A 21,831-nucleotide genomic window follows, 5' to 3' on the forward strand; every position below is an offset into this window, starting at 1 on the left:
TTATGCAGACAATATATACAAAAATTACCGACATCAAAGGAAACTTAATAACCGTAGAAGCTGAGGGAGCACGTTTAGGCGAATTAGCGGAAATCGAAAGAGTAGATGGAAGATCTTCATACGCTTCTGTTTTGCGCTTTGATGCTAAGAAAGTGACTTTACAAGTTTTTGGAGGCACTTCTGGATTGTCGACAGGAGATAGGGTCATCTTTTTAGGTCGTTCTATGGAGGTTACTTATGGGGAATCTTTAATAGGTAGACGCTTAAATGGTGTAGGTAAGCCGATTGATGGTGAGGGAGAATGCTTCGGTGATCCGATTGAAATCTCAACACCTACATTTAATCCTGTTTGTCGTGTTGTGCCCAGGGATATGGTGAAAACTAATATTCCTATGATTGATGTCTTCAATTGTTTAGTTAAGTCACAAAAAATTCCTATTTTTTCTTCTTCAGGGGAGAATCACAATGCTTTATTGATGCGTATCGCAGCACAAACAGATGCTGATATTGTAATTATCGGTGGTATGGGATTAACGTTCATTGACTATAGCTTTTTTGTTGATGAATCCAAAAGATTGGGATTTGCAGATAAATGTGTGATGTTTATTCATAAAGCTGTAGACGCGCCTGTAGAGTGTGTTTTAATTCCTGATATGGCTTTAGCCTGTGCTGAAAAATTTGCTGTAGATCATAATAAAAATGTTTTGGTCTTACTTACAGACATGACGGCATTTGCAGATGCTTTAAAAGAAATCGCCATCACTATGGATCAAATTCCTGCAAACCGTGGATATCCAGGATCTTTATATTCAGATCTTGCATTGCGTTATGAAAAAGCTATGGATATAGCAAACGGTGGATCTATCACTTTAATTAGTGTCACTACAATGCCCGGGGATGATATTACTCATCCTGTTCCTGATAACACTGGATTTATTACAGAAGGACAGTTTTATCTGAAAAATAATCGTATTGATCCGTTTGGTTCATTATCTCGTTTGAAGCAATTAGTTATTGGCAAGGTAACTAGAGAAGATCATGGAGATCTTGCAAACTCCTTAATACGGCTGTATGCCGATTCTAGAAAAGCTGCTGAAAGAATGTCTATGGGCTTTAAGTTGTCAAATTGGGATAAAAAGCTATTGGCATTTGCTGAGCTTTTCGAAACACGATTAATGAGTTTAGAAGTGAATATTCCTTTAGAAGAAGCTTTAGACATTGGTTGGAAAATTCTTGCCCAAAGTTTCCATTCCGAAGAAGTGGGAATAAAGGAACAATTGATCAATAAGTATTGGCCGAAGTCATGTCTTCACAGATAAAGCTAACAAAGAATGCCTATCGTTTAGAGAAGGTAAAACTCTCGCGTCTGGAAACATATTTACCGACGTTAAAATTAAAAAAAGCGCTCTTGCAAGTGGAAGTTTCTAATGCTGTCCGAGAGGCTAGTGAGAGTATACAAGCATATGAAGAAGCTAGGGAAAGTATTTATGCTTTCGCGGAGCTTTATAGTGTTCCTCTTTATGTTGATGCGATTACAAATAGCTTCAGGATAGAAAAAGTTGAAAAGGATTATGAAAATATTACAGGAGTAGAAGTTCCTGTAGTAAGAAATATTATCCTATCAGAATCTTCTTATTCCGTTTTAGATACCCCTATTTGGATCGATACCCTTGTAGCCTACTCCAGAGAGTTTGTAATTAATAAAGTGCGTTCTGAAGTGGCTACAGAAAAGCAAAGAATTCTAGAGGAAGAATTAAGAAATGTATCCATTCGTGTAAATCTCTTTGAGAAGAAACTGATTCCAGAGACCACACGAATGATTAAGAAGATTGCGATTTTCTTAAGTGATCGCAGCATTACAGATGTTGGCCAAGTAAAAATGGCTAAGAAAAAGATACAGCAGCGTAAGGAGGAATCCGAATGCGCGTAAATGTTGATAAGTATCTCTTTATTGGAAGAAACCGATCAGAATTTTTTACTGCTTGTAGAGAACTTGGAATAGTTGAGTTCATCTCTGATAAAAGATTTATTACTTCTGAAAAATTACGTCGTTTTTCTGAATGTTTGAAAATTCTAAACTGCCTGAAAAGAGAATATCCCTCGGCTGACTTATCTTTGTCAAAATCCGAGGATTTAACTGTTGAACAGATACTAGAGGAAGTATTTTCTCTTCATCAAGAAATTCTCTCTTTGACGGAAGCTACGAAAGCTTTAAGGAAAGAGATTCTTAGAGTTAAACCTTTAGGGCCATTTTCTTCTGATGATATTGTCGAATTTACGAGGAAAACTGGGTTAACAATCAGATTTTTCTATGGAAAACACGTAGATGGTCAAGATATAGAAGTAGAGCAATCCAATGTCTTTTACTTATCTACGGCATATAATTTCGATTACTATGCTGTGATTGGTATAGTTAACTTGTCAAAAGATCAATTCACAGAGATCGATGCCCCCCATTCTGTTAACGAATTGCAATCTAAAGAATCTGTTCTTTTAAGAAATATTCATCTTAAGAAATCGAGAATTTGTGAACTTTATGCTTATCGTCAAGATGTTCTTGAAGGGCTTTGTGATTATGATAATGAACAACGATTAAGACATGCTGAAGATAGTGTGGAGGAGCTCTTTGATGGTAAGATTTTTTCTATTTCAGGATGGGTAATATCTGATCGTATTCAAGAACTGGAACAACTATGTAACCAGTTTGATATTTGTTTACATAAAGTGGCTCCAGATCCTGATGAGATTGTCCCTACATATTTAGAAAATAGTGGTCTCGGACGTATCGGAGAAGATTTGGTAAACATTTATGATACACCGGCATCTTCAGATAAAGATCCTTCATTATGGGTATTTATCTCATTTTTCTTTTTCTTCTCTATGATTGTCAATGACGGTGGTTATGGACTTGTTTTCTTAGCAACCTCGCTTTTCATAACGTTTAAAGCGCGTCGTGCTCTTAAGGGTTCTAAGTCATTGGCGCGTTTCTTGAAGATGTTTTCTATTTTAGGATTGGGGTGTATTTTCTGGGGATTTGCGACAATGTCATTTTTTGGGATTTCTATAAGTCCTTCAAATCCTTTACGAGAGTATTCTCTTACCCATATGTTGGCTTTGAAAAAAGCAGAATATTATCTAGATAAGCATCCTAAGGGGTATAAGGAGTTAGTTAATGAACATCCTTTGTTAAAAGATAAACAAAATCCAGAAGAGTTTCTTCTCGCTACAGAAAAATCTAGTGGAGATACTGTAGCACGTGCCGTTGTCTATGATAAGTTTACCGATAACATCCTAATGGAGTTAGCTTTATTTGTTGGGGTGATTCATATGGCTCTAGGAATGTTGCGTTATATCCGTCAGCGTTATTCAGGTCTAGGATGGATTATTTTTATGTGCGGCGCCTATTTGTATCTACCTTTGTATTTGCAATCGGTATCTCTGATTCATTATCTATTTCATGTTCCTTATGATCTTGGAGGGGTAATTGGTTATTACGGAGTATTTGTAGGTATAGGTCTCGCTGTTGCTGGTGCTATTTTACAACGTGGAGTTAGCGGTATTGATGAGATTACTGCGATTATTCAGGTATTCTCAGATGTTCTATCTTATTTGCGTATCTATGCATTGGGATTGGCAGGAGCTATGGTAGGAACAACAATTGTGCAGATTAGCAATCGTTTCCCTCCTGCTATAGCTTTCGTTATTATTTTATTCGGTCATTCGGTGAATATACTTCTTTCTATTATGGGAGGAGTGATTCATGGACTTAGATTAAACTTTATTGAGTGGTATCACTATAGTTTTGATGGGGGAGGGAAACTCCTACATCCTTTAAAGAAAGTAGTATGCCATAAGGTTGTGGATTCCTAGGGATAGATTTAGGTAATAATTCTACGGTTTGATAGAATTCGTGATCTTTGGAAAAATTAAATTATAAACAAGATAACTAAAGAACTGATTCTTCGAGGTTTTCTTAAGATATTATTATGAGATATAGAGGTACATAATGATTGATTTGTCGGTTGTTGGTCCTGTTTTCGCCATGGGCTTAGCAATGATAGGCAGCGCCATTGGTTGTGGTATGGCAGGGGTGGCTTCACACGCTGTGATGTCCCGAATTGATGAGGGACATGGAAAGATTATAGGTTTATCGGCGATGCCATCATCACAATCTATCTACGGATTGATTTTCATGCTTTTACTCAGAGATGGGGTTAAAGATGGTAAAGTGGGTGCTATAGGCGCTATTGCTATGGGGCTTTCTGTCGGTATAGCATTATTAATATCCGCTGTAATGCAGGGGAAGTGTTGTGTAAGTGCTATCCAAGCATACGCGCGTTCTTCAGCTATTTATGGTAAATCTTTTGCATCTATTGGGATAGTTGAATCGTTTGCACTCTTTGCTTTTGTTTTTGCGTTATTATTATTCTAAAATCTTATTGATCATAGTCCTATTTCCTCTGGTATCGGTACTATGTTTATCAGCGTGTTCGCAACCTTCGTTATCCTCATTTACAGAGTTTGTAGATAATGATTATACGGCTGCGGCACATCTGGGTATAGAGCAAGCTTGTGTTCATGAGATATTTGGTCAGCAGGTTGTTGTTACCTGGAGTCTGCCCTATCGAATGACAAGTATGCTTCCCGCAACTTTACATCTTTGGGTGTACTATGGCGATGGGAAGATAGAAAAATTAACATATGAAGTGCGTCAACTTTCTGGTTATCGTATTTATTGTCTGAAAGGCGATGATTATGAAGAGCGACAGGGCATTGTTTCTTATAAGGTTTCTTTATCTAGCGGAGACAAAGAAATAGTCAGTAGGCGCCATCATCTTTGGATGGAAGTTATTTCTGTAGATGCTTCTTAAACCTAGGTTTTTGCTACTACGACATCTAAAAATACTTTAGAGATTTGGATATAGAATTATGGAAGAGGATGAATTTCCCAAGGCTTATGATCCTAAAGGGTTAGAGGAAAAGCTTTATGCTTTTTGGGAAGAGTCGGGTATGTTCACGGCACAATCAGCAAGTGATAAGCTCCCTTATGCTATTATTATGCCCCCCCCGAATGTTACGGGTATTTTGCATATGGGACATGCGCTTGTAAATACTCTTCAAGATGTTCTTATTCGTTATAAGCGTATGTCGGGATTCGAGGTTTGTTGGGTTCCCGGTACAGATCACGCTGGTATTGCTACACAAACAGTAGTAGAAAGACATTTATATTCTTCCTTGGGTAAACGCCGTATAGATTTTTCCCGAGAAGAATTCCTAAAACATGTTTGGGAATGGAAAGAAAAGAGTGAGGGAGTAATTCTTTCTCAATTACGTCAGTTGGGATGTTCTTGCGACTGGTCTCGGTTACGTTTCACTATGGAACCATTAGCGAATCGTGCTGTAAAAAAAGCTTTCAAGGTGCTTTTTGATAAAGGGCATATTTATAGAGGATACTATCTTGTTAACTGGGATCCTGTTTTACAAACGGCTCTTGCTGATGATGAAGTAGAGTATGAGGAGAAGGATGGTTGGCTTTACTATATTCGTTATAAAGTAGTCGATAGTGATGAAGAAATCATTGTAGCAACTACACGTCCAGAAACATTACTTGGGGATACCGCTATTGCTATTTCCCCTGATGACCAGCGTTACAGTCATTTATTAGGAGCTAAGGTTCACCTACCTTTTGTAGATCGCGAGATCCCTATAATTGGAGATATATCTGTAGATCCTTTATTTGGTACTGGAGCTGTAAAAATCACGCCTGCCCATGATCGAGATGATTACCGCACAGGAATCAATCACAATTTATCTATGGTAAATATTCTGACTCCTACTGGAGAGATAAATGAGAATGGGGGAATATTTGTAGGATTAAGTAAAGAAAAAGCTCGTGAAGATATTATCACAGCATTGGACACCATGGGGCTATTTGTCAAAAAAGAGCCCTATAAACTAAGAGTCGGCGTGTCTTATCGTTCTGGAGCGGTTATCGAACCATATTTATCGAAACAATGGTTTGTTTCTGTAGATAGTTTTCGAGATTCTTTACGTGAGTTTGTTGCCAGTGATTCTATAAAAATTTTCCCTCCAGAATTTACACGGAATTATCTCTCTTGGGTGAATAACCTTCGTGATTGGTGTATTAGTCGGCAGTTGTGGTGGGGACATCGTATTCCTGTATGGTATCATAAGAGCGATCAAGATCGAGTACTCTGTTACGATGGTGAAGGGATCCCTGAAGAGGTTGCTCAAGATCCTGATTCTTGGTATCAAGATCCTGATGTATTAGATACTTGGTTTTCTTCTGGGTTGTGGCCACTAACATGTTTAGGTTGGCCTGATGTAGAATCTGGAGATTTGGAGAAATTTTATCCTACAGCGGTTCTTATTACTGGCCATGATATTCTATTTTTCTGGGTGACACGTATGGTGCTGCTTTGCAGTGCTATGGTTGGAGAGAAACCTTTTGATGATGTTTTCTTACACGGATTAATTTTTGGTAAGTCTTACAAACGTTATAATGATCTTGGGGAATGGACATATATTTCTGGGGAAGAAAAACATGCTTATGACATGGGGAAATCTCTTCCTAAAGATGTTGTGGCAAAGTGGGAAAAGCTTTCCAAATCTAAGGGCAATGTCATTGATCCTTTAGAGATGATTGCTAAGTATGGTGCTGACGCTGTTCGTATGACATTATGCTCATGTGCGAATCGTGGTGAGCAAATAGATCTTGACTATCGTCTGTTTGAGGAATACAAAAATTTTGCGAATAAGATTTGGAATGGCGCGAGATTTATCTTTGGTCATATTTCTAATTTAACGAGTAAAGACCTCGCTAATGGTATAGATAAGACTCTTTTAGGATTAGAAGATTACTATATTCTTGATGGATTCAATCAGTTGTTAAAACAGTTAGATTCTGCATATCAAAGCTATGCTTTCGATAAGATAACAACAATGGCGTATGAATTTTTTAGGAATGATTTTTGTTCTACATATATAGAAATTATCAAGCCTATACTTTATGGAAAGCAGGGTAGAGAGGAAGATCGGCTTACAAAGCAAAAGCTATTAGCAGTTTTGCTGGTGAACATTTTGGGTGTTTTGCATCCTATAACTCCTTTTGTTACAGAAACACTATTTCTGAAGTTAAAGGAGAGGTTAGGTGAGGTTAATGAGCAATCCACTGATGCTATCACAGCGCATGCTTTAGATATGTTGCGAGCAGAGTCTTATGTAGTAGCTCCTTATCCGCAAACTATAGATATAGCTATTCCTAGGGATCTTCATGAATCTTTCGCTCTTGCAGAAAGGTTAGTTTATACTATTAGGAATATTCGTGGGGAGATACAGCTAGACCCTAGAGCTTCTTTAGAAGTATTTGTTATTTGTCCTGAGGGAATTTCTATCGATGCTTATGCGCCTATGATATGTGCTCTCGGTGGGATAGCTTCTCTTGAGTATCTGACCGAAGAGCCTAAGGATCGTGTCTATAGTTTAGGAGTTGTTGAAGGTATTCGTCTTGGGGTACTTGTTCCTATAGAACAAATTATTAAAGAAAAAAATCGACTAGAAAAAGAGAAAATACGTTTAGAAAATGCTATCGAAAGTGTCTCATGCTTATTGGATAGTGAAAGTTTCCGAGCAAAGGCTAATCCGGATCTTGTGCGTTCTAAAGAAGAAGCTTTAAAAAATAATCGTATGGAATTACAAAGTATTCTTGATAAGCTAGCGTCGTTTTCTTAGAACTAGAGGACAAAGCACTTTTGCAGCGTTACGATATTATCAGAATGATCGGTAAAGGGGGCATGGGAGAGGTTTATTTAGCCTATGATCCCGTTTGTTCTCGTAAGGTGGCTATTAAGAGAATCCGTGAGGATCTTTCTGATAATGAGCTATTGAAAAAACGTTTTCTTAGAGAAGCAAAGATTGCTGCTGATCTTGTTCATCCGGGGGTTGTTCCCGTTTTTACGATTTGTAGTGATAGCGATCCTGTTTACTACACAATGCCTTACATAGAGGGGTACACTCTTAAGAGTTTACTAAAAAGTGTATGGCAATGTGATTCCCTGCCTAAAGATCTTGCTGAGCAAACATCAGTAGGGACTTTCCTCTCCATTTTTCATAAGATTTGTTCTACTATAGAATATGTACATTCTCGAGGAATTCTTCATAGAGATCTTAAACCTGATAATATTTTGCTTGGGCTTTTTAGTGAGGTGGTTATTTTAGATTGGGGAGCTGCATTATCTAAAGAAATGGAGGAAGACTTCTTTTTAGACATTGATATCCCTAATGAGGGGTCGTTGTTTTCCAACATGACTATTCCTGGTAAGATTGTAGGTACTCCTGACTATATGGCTCCTGAACGTTTGCGAGGTACTCCAGCTTCAGAAAGTACAGATATTTATGCTCTAGGGGTAATTCTCTATCAAATGTTGACATTATCTTTTCCCTATCGGAAGAAAAAGGGAGAGAAAATCAGTCTTCATCATCAAATTAGTTTTCCTGAAGAGATTGCCCCTCATCGAGAGATTCCGCCTTTTCTTTCTCAAGTAGTCATGAGAGCTTTAGCAGCAGATCCTAAAGTGCGTTATCGTTCTGTAAGTGCTTTGAAAGCAGATATAGAACAACATCTACAAGGAAGTCCCGAATGGACTCCTAAGATTGTTTTACACACTCAAGATACAGAATGTTGGAAGTTTCACGAACCTATTTTATTATCTAAGTATTTCCCAATGCTAAAGGTATCGCCAGCTTTATGGTATAGCCTAGCAATTTCTAAGATAGAAAGTTTTTCTGAAGTCCGTCTGGAATATACCTTATTACGAAAGGGATTAGAAGAGGGCTTTGGAATTTTACTTCCTCCTTCTGAAGATGTAGATCACGGGGATTTTTATCATGGTTATGGTTTTTGGCTACACATTAAGGAAGATGTATTGTCTGTATCCTTGGTGAAAAATGGCTTAGAAATACAAAAAACTTTCCGAAATATAGATGAACATAAAGACAAGTTTTTCATAGCTTTTGAAAAGCAAAATCACCGTTTATCATTGATTATCGATAATATCGTGTGGATGATTCATATGGATTATCTTCCTGCTCGGGGAGGACGTATTGGTGTGATCATTCAAGATGTTGCCGATGTTTGTGGAAATATTGTTGTTTTAGAAAGTAGCGGATCTTTACAAGTCAGTTGTTTAGCAGTTCCTGATGCCTTTCTTAATGAAAAGTTATACGATCGTGCAATTACATTTTATCGCAGGATTGTTGAATCTTTCCCAGGACGTAAGGAAGGGTATGAAGCACAATTTCGTATAGGAATCGCTTTATTGGAAAAAGCCTCTGAAAGTAATGATGCTGAGGGATTCACTCAAGCTCTTGAAGAGTTCTCTACTTTGCACAACAGCGTTGCAGCTCCTTTAGAGTATCTCGGTAAAGCTTTAGTATATCAAAGATTAGGAGAGTATAACGAAGAAGTTAAAAGCTTATTACTAGCTTTAAAGCGCTACTGTCAACGTCCAGAAATTTCTCGTGTTCGTGATCATGTTGTCTATCGTTTGCATGAAGCATTATATAGCCATCATCGTATCTCTTTAATCTTCATGCTTCTTGCTCTTCATGTTGCTCCCGAATCTATAAATTCTTCTGAAGAAGAACATTTCCTTCAAAATTTACATGGGAAAATTCAAGATACTCTATTTTGTAACTTAGACATTTCTCCTGTAGATTTCCGTTCTTCTAAAATGGAATTGCTATTGAGTTATTGGTCAGGATTTACGTCATTCCTTCCAGGTTTATTTCAAAGATCCTGGGATTTAAAAGATTATCGTGCTCTTGCAGATATTTTTTATACAGCTGCAGATTTAGGGAATAAAGAGTTTATAGAAGTATACTCAGAAATTTTACGTGAGAATATTCAAATAACGACATTCACTGAAGAAATCGTAGAAATTCTCCCTGATCAGCTTCTACTCTTCCTTTCAGGATTAAAGACTATCTCTATCCAGGAATCTACAGAAAAGATCTTTGACCGCATTGAAAATTTAGATCCTGTTTTGATTTTGTATTTGTTTGATTTGTTTGCTAAAGACGCTTTGATCCGTGGTAGGGGCGAAGAGATTCTGAAGGCTATTACACTAGTAGAAAAGTATATTTCTCCTCAGCAGCGTTACGAATATCTTTTGTCTTATGAAGTGCTTGCTTATTTGTGGATGAAAGATGAGAGTAAAGTTTACCATCTCTTATCTAATTATGATGAATCTTTGTGGATAGATGATAATAGCCATGCCTTTGTTCTTTATGGTTGCTGGTTAGCACTTGCTGAGGATAGTTCCTTGGCTTATTTACATCTTTCAGGATGTCGAGAAGATTCTGTATTTCCACGAGCCTTAGTCGGAGTATTTTGTAGCCCATTAGGTATTTGTGAAGAGCAGCTGAGTTATCAAGAACGTCGGCAACTACTTTTACAGAAATTTATCTTTTTCCATTGTTTAGGAAATAATGAAGAACGTGACAATTGTCGTCTTGCTTATAATCTCCTCTCTATAGAGCGTCCGTTATAATTCACGTATATATGTTTTTAATACTGACTTTTTAGAAGTCGCTATATCTTTAGGCTGTCCTGCAAAGAGCACCTTTCCTCCATATTTCCCAGATCCCGGTCCGAGTTCTATAATATAATCGGCATGTTTTAACAACTGTATGTCGTGATCAACATAGATAATAGAATGTCCTTGGGATATTAGTATGCGAAATAGCTTTTGCAGTTGGCATTTCTTATTTATGTCCAAGGAAGTGGCTATTTCATCTAGGAGAAATAGCGTGGGTTCTTTAGGAGGTAGATGAAGGAACCGAGCAATTTTTACAGAGATTTTTTCACTTAGCGATAGGGAAGAGAGATTTTGACCTAATGGAAGATAGCCAAGCCCCGAATCTATCAGAGCTCGTAGAGGTGCTTGGATTTTTTGAAGAAAAGGAAAGATAGTAAGGATCTGTTCAATAGGAGTTTGTAAGAGCTTTCCAAAGTGTTTCCCTTCATAAACAACTTCTTGAGATAGAGGTTGAATGCGATATCCTGAACATGTAGGACATGTGCGTTTTTCTAAAGCGTAAAAAGCTCTATCTATTAGGTGATATCCTAAGCCTAGGCAATCTGAACACTGTCCTTGTTTTGTATTTGTACTCAGCATGCTTGCTGTAATATTCAAGGCCTTTGCCTGTGTAAGCGAAGCGTAAAAGTTTCTCAGGTATGGAGCAATATCAAAATATGTACTGATATCTGATCTTTGTGAAGATGGTAAAGGATGAGAATCTAAGAATACTACATTTAAGAAGTGCTCATATCCAGAATCTATGAGTTTTTGTGCTTGTTTATAAAAACCTTCGGTTAATAGTGAAGTTTTTCCAGACCCTGATACTCCAGCAATAGCCACAAGACTATAAAGGGGAGCTTGTACATGCAGATTAGAAATATTGTGAATCGAGAGATGTACGTCTAAAGTTTCTTTAAAGGGAGCTTCTTTATGATCAGAATCTTCTATGGATACTGGTGGTTGAGCAGTTAGATAGCCTCCTTGAGGTCCTGATCCTGGACCTAAATCCATGGTATGATCTGCGTAAAATTTTAATAGATTATTACGGTCCGTGGCAATAACAGTGTTATTGTTAGTGACGAGTTCTTTAAGCAGTTTTATTAACGTTGGAATATCTTGAGGATGCAGTCCTGATAGGGGATCTTCAAGAAGATAAACAATATCTGTAAGATTTGTAGAGATTTTCTTTGCTAGATGTAGGCGGTAATGTTCGCCATCACTTAAAGTATCTTGTTTTTGCCCTAAAGTAATATAGCTCAAGCCTACCTTGTCAATGAATGCTAAGCGGTTTTGTAGGTCTTGAATGATAGGTTGTGCTTGATCATCATGGATAGTCATTAAAAGATCTTTGAGGAAGCTAGTATCTTCTTGGTAGATATCTATGAGAGAAGTTTTTCCTATGCGCACATGTTGCGCATAAGTGTGGATTCCCCATCCTGAGCATGCTGGGCATGTGTCGGATATAATTAGAGGATGTAAAAGAGAACATGAGGGAACAAGATTAAATTGTTCCATGAGAATTCTTTCTAGTCCCGCATGCCTTGGAGTTCCTTGAAATAATTTTTCCTGAGTAGGGATGTTAAGATCTTGGATTTGTGTAGATGAGGAAATTTTCAGTTCTCCAATAAGATCAACGACACGTTGTGGGGAATTATCGGGGAAAAATAGCCTAAAGAGATCTGTAGGAGAGTAGTTAAGAATTTTATCTTTATGTTGCATTAGAGAGAGTTTTAAGACATTTCCTGATCCACAACATTGCTGGCATTGTCCTTCAATATGTTCTCGGGATAAGAGTTTTCGTGTGATATTTGGATAACTGTTTCCTAAGGAATCTTGCCAACCTAGAGTGTAAGATAGAGAGTCTTTTATTTGTCCTTGATCATGAATATGTAATCGTATTGTTGGCGATAGTGAGAAAGCTAAAGTTAATGAGGATAACAAAGAGGATTCATGATTTTTAGAAATTTTTGTATGTTGAATAACGATTGCCGAATCTTCTAAAATTTCAGGAAGACGTTCCTCAAGATCATAAATCTCATTATTAGCAAAGAGCTTTAAATACCCCTCTTTTTTCTTCATGTCCAAAGCAATGAACAGGTCTTCTTCAGGAGATATAGGTGCCGTTATTGTTGCATAAGAATTTTTATGCTTTTGGAAAAGTTCATCTATAATTGTTTGTGGAGTGATTTTTTCAAGGAGCCTACCTGTTAATGGGCAATGAGGTTTTCCTAGGAGAGCAAAGAGTTTTTCAAGACCATTGGTAATGTCTAAAGATGACGCTAACGAATGTCTTGAGTTTTTTCGTATTCCTGTTTTTTTTATTGCAACAACCGGGGATAGTCCTCGAACGCTTTCTACTTGTGGTAGAGGGGTTTTCTTAATAAGAGCTTGGCGAACGTAATAAGGAAATAACTCGGCATAAGCAATGTTTCCTGCGGCATAAAGAATATCAAAGACCAAAGAATGTTTCCCTGATGCTGAAGGCCCCGAAATTGTTGTCAGAGCATTGCGAACAAGAGTCATGTCAATATGTTTAAGATTATGATGATAGGCATCTTGAATGGAAATATCTTTGAGGAGATGCTTACTTTGAGATTTCTCAGTTAGCTTAGGAAGAGCTTTAGTCTTTTTAAAATAGGGCTGCAGAGCTTTTGCTGTAGGTGTATTTAGGGAAATCAGTTCTTCAGGAGTGCATGAGGCCAAAAGATATCCACCGAGATTTCCTCCTTCAGGACCGAGTTCAATAACATAGTCAGCGATCTTCACAATATGCATATTGTGTTCTATGATTACTACAGTATGTCCTTGTTGAGTGAGAGATTGGAGAACATGGATAAGAGCATGAATGTCGTGAGTATGCAATCCTGTTGTCGGCTCATCAAGAATATAAAGTGTAGATTTTTTAGAAGGAGCGAGTAGCTCGTAGGTGAGTTTTAATCTTTGAATTTCTCCTCCTGATAGACTTGATAAAGGTCTTCCTAAAGGAAGATGATCAAGACCTAAGGAGCATAATGCATGAATTTTTTCATGAATATGAGGAGTGGACATGAAAAATTTTTCAGCTTCATATGCTGTCATTTCTAAAATATCAGCAATATTCTTGCCTTGATAATGTACTTCTAAGATTTGAGATTGAAATCGTTTTCCACGACAGAGAGGACAGGGAATCTGGGTATGATTATCAAGGATTATAGATCCTATACCTTGACATTCTGTACAGGCTCCTAAAGAAAGATTAAAACTAAAATGGCCTTTTGTTAATCCCAAGCGTTTACTTTTAGGTTGTTGGGAAAATAATTCTCGAAGCTCGTCAAAAGCTTTAATATACGTTAGAGGAATAGAACGTTGCGAACGACCTGGAAGATCGCGAGTAATGTGTACAACACGTTCTATGATGCCCCCTTCTATATGTAAGTGGGAGTCTATATCTCCTTGAATAAAGCGTTCCATAGAAGGAACTAGTGTATCGTTAATTAAAGAAGATTTTCCTGATCCGGAAACTCCCGTTACTGCCGTTATTCTTTCTAGAGGTAGGGTGATAGTGACATTTTTTAAATTATTTATCGTGGCATGAGAAAGTGTAAGCGTGGCTTTTGATTTAGGACGTCGTACAGGAATATCTATAGTAAGTTCATGTCGCAGATAGTTTGCTGTTAATGAATCACCGGTTTTTAAAAAATCTTGAGGAGATCCATTAAATAGTACCTCACCTCCGAAGATCCCTGCTCGTGGACCAATATCAATAATGCGATCAGAAAAAGAGATCATCTGCTCATCATGCTCGACAAGAAGAATGGTATTTCCCTGATCGCGTAATTTTTGAATTACTTGAATCAGTTTATGTGTATCGCGAGGATGTAGCCCTATTGATGGTTCATCGAGAATATAGGTAATTCCTGATAGCTCAGCTCCTAAATGCTTAGCCAAAGCAGTGCGTTCTTGCTCTCCTCCTGATAATGTTGCTAGTGTTCTTTCTGAAGTAAGGTAGGAAAGTCCTAATTTGATCAATGTAGAAAGGCGGTTGTTTAGACCGTCTAGTACTTCACGAACGGAATTTGATGTAGTCGTTATAGAAGATGTAAAAGAAAAAAACTCATCGAGAGGCATTTTCTGAAACTCTACGAAAGTCTTTCCTTGCCATATGGCTGCACAGGCATATTCTCCGATTCCGGTTCCTTGACATGTAGGACATAGTGTTGCTGTTGTCCCTTCAGGAATATATTTTGAGGGTTTTGCTCCGTAACGAACTTTCTCTCCAATATCATTAAGAATACCTCTCCAAAGTTTATGTGATAGGGATTTTTTTCCTAATGCGGGATCAAAAAGACGTACAGGAAGAATGAGATGTTTTTGACCATAAAGGAAAGCATTTTGGATAGAATTGGGAAGATCTTTCCATGGAGTATCTAAACTAAAATCCAAAGTGTCTGCTAGGGCTTGATAGAGAGCATGATAGAAATAAGTAGAGCAATTTCCTGCTAACTTACAACAATTTTCCCGAATAGATAAGTCATTTTGAATGAGAGAGGGATCTGTAATGGTGACATAAATTCCTGATCCCTGGCACTTCATACAACGATCTTCGAGATTATGAGGAGAAAATAACTGTGGTGTTAATGGTGTGTATGTCTGTTGGGTTTCAGGAATGTGTACCTGTGTCGAAAAGGTTTCTTCATATGTTTCGGTATTTACAGAACAGTGCCCTTGCCCTAGATCAAGAGCCGAAAATAAACTAACTTTCATTCGTGCATTATTACTTTCATTTTTTATGAAAGAGTCAATAACAATAGCTACAGGGGTATCTTCAATAAGAGGAGAAGAGAGAAAGGGATAAATAGAAGAAATGACATTATTTATACGGATTTTTGTATATCCCTGCCTCACACATTCTTGAATAGAATTTATACTTTTATCTATCAGAGGAGCGAGAATTGTTACCTGTGTTCCATCAGGGATATTGTCAAGTATGGCAAGAATCTTTTCCTTGCTTTGTAAATGAAGGACTTGTTTTGTATGAGGATCTCTAGCCTCTCCATCCAAGGAGAATAATAAAGCAAGATGTTGAGAAAGTTCTGTGGTGCTTCCAACAGTAGCATGTGCATGGTAGGCAAAATGATTTTGCTTAACAGCAATAGTTGGAGATAATCCTTGGATTTTTTCCACAGTAGGATCAGGTAGAGAAGATAGAGTTGTAGCAAAAAATGATGGCAGAGTGGCTATATACCGTTTTCTTCCTGCTGCATAAATGGTGTCAAAGGCTAGTGAAGATTTTCCAGATCCCGATACCCCAGTAAGTAAGACAATCTCCCCAGGAAGAAATTCTATGGAGATGTTTTTTAGATTTCTAACTGTAATACCAGAAATACGAACAGGCAGGTTGGGCATAGATCTCACAATAATTTAGGAAATAAGGGGAGATATTCTACACAAATAATTATAACTACGTAGGAACTAGTTTGATTCACTTTTAACTTTATAGAAAGAAAAAAAAGCAAACGACTCGTTTCCCAGGATTAAAAAAATCAGTATAAGCTATGTCTTCCATAAAATAGTATAATGTTAAGTATTTCAACATACAAATTAAGATTGAATCATGTATCTTATCTTGTGTAGCGAGGCGTGTCAGATATTGCTCAATTCTTTGTAAATTATTTTTGTATTAAGAGAGCCATGTTAGCTATAGGGTAAGTAAGTTTTTGATTGGTTTGAGAAATTAGGGAAGTATGATCGCAAGAACGAAAATCATTTGTACTATAGGTCCAGCAACAAATACTCCAGAAATGCTTGAAAAGCTTTTAGATGCGGGTATGAATGTCGCTAGGTTGAATTTTAGTCATGGTACTCATGAAAGTCATGGAGAGACAATTCGTCTTCTTAAGGAATTACGAGAGAAGAGAGAAGTCCCTTTAGCGATCATGTTAGATACTAAAGGTCCGGAAATTCGTTTAGGGAAGATTTCCACGCCAATCAAAGTGTCTCGAGGTCAGAAAATTACCTTAATAGGAAAAGAGATCGAAGGATCTGCGGAAGATGGAGTTACTCTACATCCTCAATGTGTTTTCCCTTATGTGCGTGAAGGTGCTGATGTCTTGATAGATGATGGATATATTCAAGCTGTCGTGACATCTGTTGGTGATGATCAATTAGAATTAGAATTTATCAATTCTGGAGAATTGAAATCACACAAGTCTTTAAGTATAAGAGAGATTGATTTAGCTCTTCCTTTTATGACGGATAAGGATATCAATGATCTTAAGTTTGGGGTTGCCCAGGACGTGGATGTTATTGCTGCTTCTTTTGTTCGTTATGCTGAGGATATTGAAAGCATGAGGAAGTGCTTAGCAGATGCTGGGCGTTCGGATATGCCAATTATTGCTAAGATAGAAAATCGCTTGGGAGTAGAGAATTTTTCTCAGATTGCTAAAGTATCGGATGGGATTATGATTGCTCGTGGAGATTTAGGGATCGAGCTCTCTGTTGTTGAAGTTCCTAGTCTACAGAAATTCATGGCCAAAGTATCTCGTGAAACAGGACGTTTTTGTATTACTGCCACACAAATGTTAGAATCCATGATTCGTAATGTTTTGCCTACACGTGCTGAGGTTTCTGATATTGCCAATGCTATTTATGATGGTACCTCCGCAGTAATGTTGTCAGGAGAAACAGCCTCAGGGAGTTATCCAGTGGCGGCTGTAAAAATTATGCGTTCTGTAATTCAAGAGACGGAAAAAAATCTGAACTACATCTCTTTCCTAGAACTTAATGATAGTGAGTGTGCGGTTAAGGTATCTCCTTATCTTCAGTCTATAGGTTTATCAGGAATTCAAATTGCTGAGAAGGCCGATGCTAAAGCCATCATCGTGTATACAGAGTCGGGAGGATCTCCGATTTTCCTCTCTAAATATCGTCCGCGTTTTCCGATTATTGCTGTCACTCCAAACTTATCTGTGTATTATAGACTTGCTTTAGAGTGGGGAGTGTATCCTATGCTTACGGAAGAATCTGATCGCGCAGTATGGAGGCATCAGGCTTGTGTATATGGAATCGAACGAGGAATTTTATCAAATTATGATAAGATTTTAGTTTTGAGTCGTGGTGCTCAAATGAAAGATACCAATAACCTTACATTGACAACGGTAAATGACATCATCACAGCATCAGCTAAATAAGCTGATGCTCTAATTTTATCCAGTAGCCACGAAACGATTTCTTGCTTTAAAACATCCGGCAGACAGTGAAGCTGTAACAAGTGCTATTGCTAACAGTATTGGCGTAAGAATATACTTGCTGATTCCCCATAGAGTATCAGGAACATGAATAGTTCCTGCGCATATTAATGAGAAAACAACAATAGCTGTTATTGCTAATATGGCAAATGCTAATGCTGAAATCAATGCAAGAATACGCTTGTTCTTCTGAGAGTCCTGACAAAAGCAGATACAGTTAAGAGTACACTCAAACGTAGATCCTAAACATCCTGTTAAGCACATAAGATTCTTCTAGTTTAAAAATTATAAGGAGCATTTTCTCTTAAACTAAGAAAAAAATCAAAAAAATTTCTTTCGTTTCCTATTAAGATTTTTTTGAGAAATTACTTAATGCTGTAATTAAAGATGCTTGAGGATGGGATAATTTCTTCTCTAGTGCTTTTCGTGTATAAAGAACCGAAGAGCCTGTTGTTTTGAAATGTTTATGTAGGATTGTCGGAAGCCCGGCAAGATCGAAAACAGCAGGGAAACTGTTAGGGAAATTGTATAAAGCTTCAGGGGATGAGAATTCTTTTATAGTATATTGAGGAAGATAGTCTATAAGTAACTTCTCATTGGATGGATTTTCTAAAGCTAATGTTAATAGAGCTCCTGAATAGAGATCAGCGAGATCAGTAAGAAATGTCTTATAGTTTTTAAGTTCTGCATAATTAGCAATAACAAGAATGTGGCTGTAAGCATGTCTTTTTTTCAGATTGCTGAAAAGCTTTCGTTTCCATCGTTTATGCATCCACATCCATTGTTCAGGTTTGTGGGCAATGCCTTTTTCTAAGAATCCCATAAGATTGTTCATAAGCGAGGAAGTTGCTTCTTTAATGGGTAAAGACTTATCAGCATAAAACTTCCTGCTAGGAACAATTGTATATCCATTTTTATTGCGAAACACCGATACAGCCATTACAGGTTTTCCTGTTTTATAAGCGAGCAGTGCTGGAGATGTTGTTGTAAAAGCTTCATTCCCAAATAAGGGATAAGCATACGAGGATATGAGTAGCGCCTGATCTCCGACTATACCAATAACATGCCCCTGTTGAAGAGCTTGAAGAGCAGAATGTATCCCTTGTTTTGGAGAAACAATTTTTCCTTTAAAAGTCTCCCTTAGAGAAAAAATTTTTTTATTTAATCGAGTATTTTTTATCGGTTTTGCAAAGGCTAGACCAGGGTAATCTCGGGTAATATAAAGAAAAGGAAGTTCCCAATTTGCCTGATGGCCACAAAATAAAATAATTCCCTCGTTTTCACTTAATTTGAAAAATGTATCTTCTAATTCTTTTTGTGTAAGAACTTCATTGCTACAGAATCCTTCAGGATGGGTTTCCGAAGTTGCTATGGAAATTAAACTATCTAGATTTCCAATCAGGCCTTCTACTGCTAATAGTTCTAAAACAGTGATCATGACATTCTGTATAGAATGCTTAGCAATCTGTTTTCTTTCTTTAAAAGGCTTATCAGGAAAAGCAAGAGCGAGATTTGTAAGTGCTGTCTTCCTGTAATCAGAGATGGTATAGAAAATGATAGTTCCTAAAACTCTTCCAAAACGACATAGAAGAGAGCGGGGAATATATTTAAAAATCCCGATTAACGTTATTCCTAAATAATAAACGAAGAAATCTAAAATAGTTTGTTTTGCTTGACGTATGTTCTTTAACATGATTCAGGATCCCTAATCCATACAGTATAATAGGAGATTGGGAACAAATGTGCTATTTTTCTTTATTTATGGTAGATCGCGCTCTTTCATAGTTGAATGAGCTATCATCATCGAAACTATAATAGCTTCGATAACTCTTCCAACTGTTTTTATAATTTTTATATTATTAATTACACAAACTTCTATTTGTGAATATCTAATGCGTGGATCTAAGGTCCTACCATTCTTTTTTATGTAGCTTGGAGGTTTCTATAGGTTTTGAACGAATAATTACTTGGTTATGGGAAATCTCTGCAGAAAGATTTAATGGAGACCCATCTTTCCTGAATAACGATAGTTTCCTTAGATACTCACGGAATCTATGACGTATTCCAGTTTCATCAATTAAAGCGAAGTCGTGGAGGATTCCATGTTCTTGAGCCATGATAGCTTGAACAAAAGTATCTTCAAGAGTCTTTTCATCTATAAATTCTACAGCCCAGTTTACGGAATTATTCCCGTGAGGTGGAGCCATAACAATAGCCAGAGCGATGTTATTTTTAACAACATCTAAGAAAAGCTTACTGACATCTTTTGCGTATAAGGGAATGTCTATTTGATAGATACCCTGATTAAGAATAATAGGATGGGAAGGTTCTAAAGTATAGGCCTGAGGATTGAAGGTGTTGCTATATTTTACAGGGAAAAAAAGTAAAACAGGAAGATTGAGATTTAAAGGAATAAATTCCTGTTTTAAAAAGAGTAAACGTAAGAAATCTGCTTGAGGATCATTCAGATTTTCATAAGTGTTAGTGTTGCCAAAAGGTATGAGAATTTTTTTCCATTCCTCAGGAATAGGGAAAATAATCTCATCATGATTTCCTTGAGCTATACGATTTCTTTCTAATTCTTCGAAAGACACCTTATTCAAGTTAAAAGTTAGCTCTAATCCTTGTTCCTTAAGGGCGTTTACATATTCTTTAGGACCACTGACTTTCTGGATGAGATACTTAGGCCAAACGTCTAAATACTCGTAGCCTTTAGGAGGACTTCCTACAGGAGTTGTGATGGTTACCGTGATATCTTCGGTAACGTATTGTGTCAGGCGAATAAAAATGTCATCAGCAGAGACACTTTGAATATCTCTACGAATATTTGTTTCACCGTCAAGGCTCACAAGATTGTATTTATCAATAGCAGCTATCCAGCTTTCCGTATGCCCTGTAGCGCTAATAACTACTTCTAGATTCGTAGGTCGGAGATCATGAACAGTATTTTTATTCCCTGTGATGGTTAATGAAACTTTTTTATCTAATAAACCATTACTTTGTAGTCCTAAGACTGTTTGATCGGGATCAAGATCAATAATACGTACGGGAACATTATTCAAGGTGCGGGTAATGGTTACCGTTTGTCCGACGAGCACCCAAATGATGATGGCAAACCCTAAAGATACTACTTTTCTCAGCCAGTTGCGCATGAAAAAACGAGAAAGAAAATCGATCATTTTTTCCAAATCCATGAGCTAAAGGGTTTGCGTTTCTGTTCTTTCAGAGTCAGGATACTTCTCAGTACTGCTTTGAACCTGTCCATTTTCACTCCGCGTGTCAAAATCCCATCACGAGATAATGACACGTAGCCATTTTCTTCAGATACAATGATAATTAATGCATCAGTACGTTGGCTTGCTCCTAAAGCTGCACGGTGACGTGTTCCCATGGAACGTGATAATTGTGTAGTATCATGAGCTAACGGGAGGACAACCCGCGCATAGGCTATCGTTTCTGCTCTGAGAATTACGGCCCCATCATGAAGAGGAGAAGAAGGTTCAAAAATTGTTTCTAAAAGTTCTTCTGAAAAATCTGCGTTAATTTTTACTGAAGAGAAACTTAAAAATTCATCGAAGGAATCTTTATTTTCAAGAACGACAAGAGCTCCAACTTGTCTCTCTGACATCTGATAGATGCATGAGGTAAGATGTTCAATAAATTGATCCTGTAAATCAATAACAAACTTTCTTCCATGAAATCGCACACGGGACAAGGCTAGGCGTATTTCTGGTTGGAAAATAATAAAAACAACGATAGCAGCGACATTAACAACGTGTAACATCAGCCGTCGGATTATAGGAAAGTGAAGCTTATCTGCTAAGACAAATAGAAACAGGAAGGCAAGCAAACCGAAGACAACGTCCATGGCTCGAGTTCCCCAAAAGAACTTCAGAAGATAATTTAACACTACCCAAATCAGAATAATTTCTAACAAGGGCGTTGTATAGTAAGTAATATCTATGGGCATAGCTTTACTAGTTTCCTAGAATAGAATACTCGAA

The 21,831-nt window shown here is 37.3% G+C and carries 13 protein-coding genes; 8 read left to right on the plus strand and 5 right to left on the minus strand.

Annotated features, from left to right (window positions below; translation table 11 throughout):
* Nucleotides 1-2 precede the first annotated feature (2 nt).
* The 7 genes from O1W70_RS04730 (at nucleotide 3) to pknD (ending at nucleotide 10,571) form a co-directional block, all read left to right on the plus strand.
* Nucleotides 3-1,319, plus strand: a complete 1,317-nt coding sequence (locus tag O1W70_RS04730) for a V-type ATP synthase subunit B (RefSeq protein ID WP_332381542.1) — start codon at nucleotides 3-5, stop codon at nucleotides 1,317-1,319.
* Nucleotides 1,304-1,930: a V-type ATP synthase subunit D gene (locus tag O1W70_RS04735; RefSeq protein WP_332381541.1), complete on the plus strand. Its 627-nt coding sequence runs from the start codon at nucleotides 1,304-1,306 to the stop codon at nucleotides 1,928-1,930. The genes O1W70_RS04730 and O1W70_RS04735 overlap by 16 nt, the downstream gene beginning before the upstream one ends.
* Nucleotides 1,921-3,870: a V-type ATP synthase subunit I gene (locus O1W70_RS04740; RefSeq protein ID WP_332381539.1), complete on the plus strand. Its 1,950-nt coding sequence runs from the start codon at nucleotides 1,921-1,923 to the stop codon at nucleotides 3,868-3,870. The genes O1W70_RS04735 and O1W70_RS04740 overlap by 10 nt, the downstream gene beginning before the upstream one ends.
* A gap of 136 nt (nucleotides 3,871-4,006) precedes the next feature.
* Nucleotides 4,007-4,432: an ATP synthase subunit C gene (locus tag O1W70_RS04745; protein WP_117274444.1), complete on the plus strand. Its 426-nt coding sequence runs from the start codon at nucleotides 4,007-4,009 to the stop codon at nucleotides 4,430-4,432.
* On the plus strand, nucleotides 4,392-4,871 hold the full coding sequence (locus tag O1W70_RS04750) for a hypothetical protein (RefSeq protein ID WP_332381537.1): 480 nt from the start codon (nucleotides 4,392-4,394) through the stop codon (nucleotides 4,869-4,871). The genes O1W70_RS04745 and O1W70_RS04750 overlap by 41 nt, the downstream gene beginning before the upstream one ends.
* Before the next feature lie 58 nt (nucleotides 4,872-4,929).
* Complete coding sequence (locus O1W70_RS04755) at nucleotides 4,930-7,752, plus strand: valine--tRNA ligase (RefSeq protein WP_332381536.1); 2,823 nt, start codon at nucleotides 4,930-4,932, stop codon at nucleotides 7,750-7,752.
* Between the two features lie 20 nt (nucleotides 7,753-7,772).
* A complete protein-coding gene (gene pknD, locus O1W70_RS04760) occupies nucleotides 7,773-10,571 on the plus strand; it encodes a serine/threonine-protein kinase PknD (protein ID WP_332381535.1) in 2,799 nt (932 codons plus the stop codon).
* On the opposite strand, the gene uvrA is transcribed toward pknD, so the two are convergent.
* A complete protein-coding gene (gene uvrA, locus O1W70_RS04765; protein WP_375797219.1) occupies nucleotides 10,566-15,986 on the minus strand; it encodes an excinuclease ABC subunit UvrA in 5,421 nt (1,806 codons plus the stop codon). The genes pknD and uvrA overlap by 6 nt on opposite strands.
* 338 nt (nucleotides 15,987-16,324) lie before the next feature.
* Here uvrA and pyk point away from each other — a divergent pair, with 338 nt between their 5' ends.
* A complete protein-coding gene (gene pyk, locus O1W70_RS04770; protein WP_375797220.1) occupies nucleotides 16,325-17,770 on the plus strand; it encodes a pyruvate kinase in 1,446 nt (481 codons plus the stop codon).
* A gap of 15 nt (nucleotides 17,771-17,785) precedes the next feature.
* On the opposite strand, the gene O1W70_RS04775 is transcribed toward pyk, so the two are convergent.
* The 4 genes from O1W70_RS04775 to cdaA form a co-directional block, all read right to left on the minus strand.
* Nucleotides 17,786-18,091 (minus strand): hypothetical protein, encoded by a 306-nt coding sequence (locus tag O1W70_RS04775; RefSeq protein WP_332381531.1) that lies wholly within the window; start codon nucleotides 18,089-18,091, stop codon nucleotides 17,786-17,788.
* Nucleotides 18,092-18,173: 82 nt separating this feature from the next.
* Nucleotides 18,174-19,520, minus strand: coding sequence for a lipid A biosynthesis lauroyl acyltransferase (locus O1W70_RS04780; RefSeq protein ID WP_332381529.1), 1,347 nt, complete (start codon nucleotides 19,518-19,520; stop codon nucleotides 18,174-18,176).
* 217 nt (nucleotides 19,521-19,737) lie between these two features.
* The gene (locus O1W70_RS04785) at nucleotides 19,738-21,021 is read right to left on the minus strand and encodes a hypothetical protein (protein ID WP_332381528.1); all 1,284 of its coding nucleotides are present in this window, start codon (nucleotides 21,019-21,021) and stop codon (nucleotides 19,738-19,740) included.
* A complete protein-coding gene (gene cdaA, locus O1W70_RS04790; RefSeq protein WP_332381526.1) occupies nucleotides 21,003-21,797 on the minus strand; it encodes a diadenylate cyclase CdaA in 795 nt (264 codons plus the stop codon). The genes O1W70_RS04785 and cdaA overlap by 19 nt, the downstream gene beginning before the upstream one ends.
* Nucleotides 21,798-21,831 lie beyond the last annotated feature (34 nt).

This window comes from Chlamydia sp. 16-02, assembly GCF_042235055.1.
GTDB lineage: Bacteria > Chlamydiota > Chlamydiia > Chlamydiales > Chlamydiaceae > Chlamydia.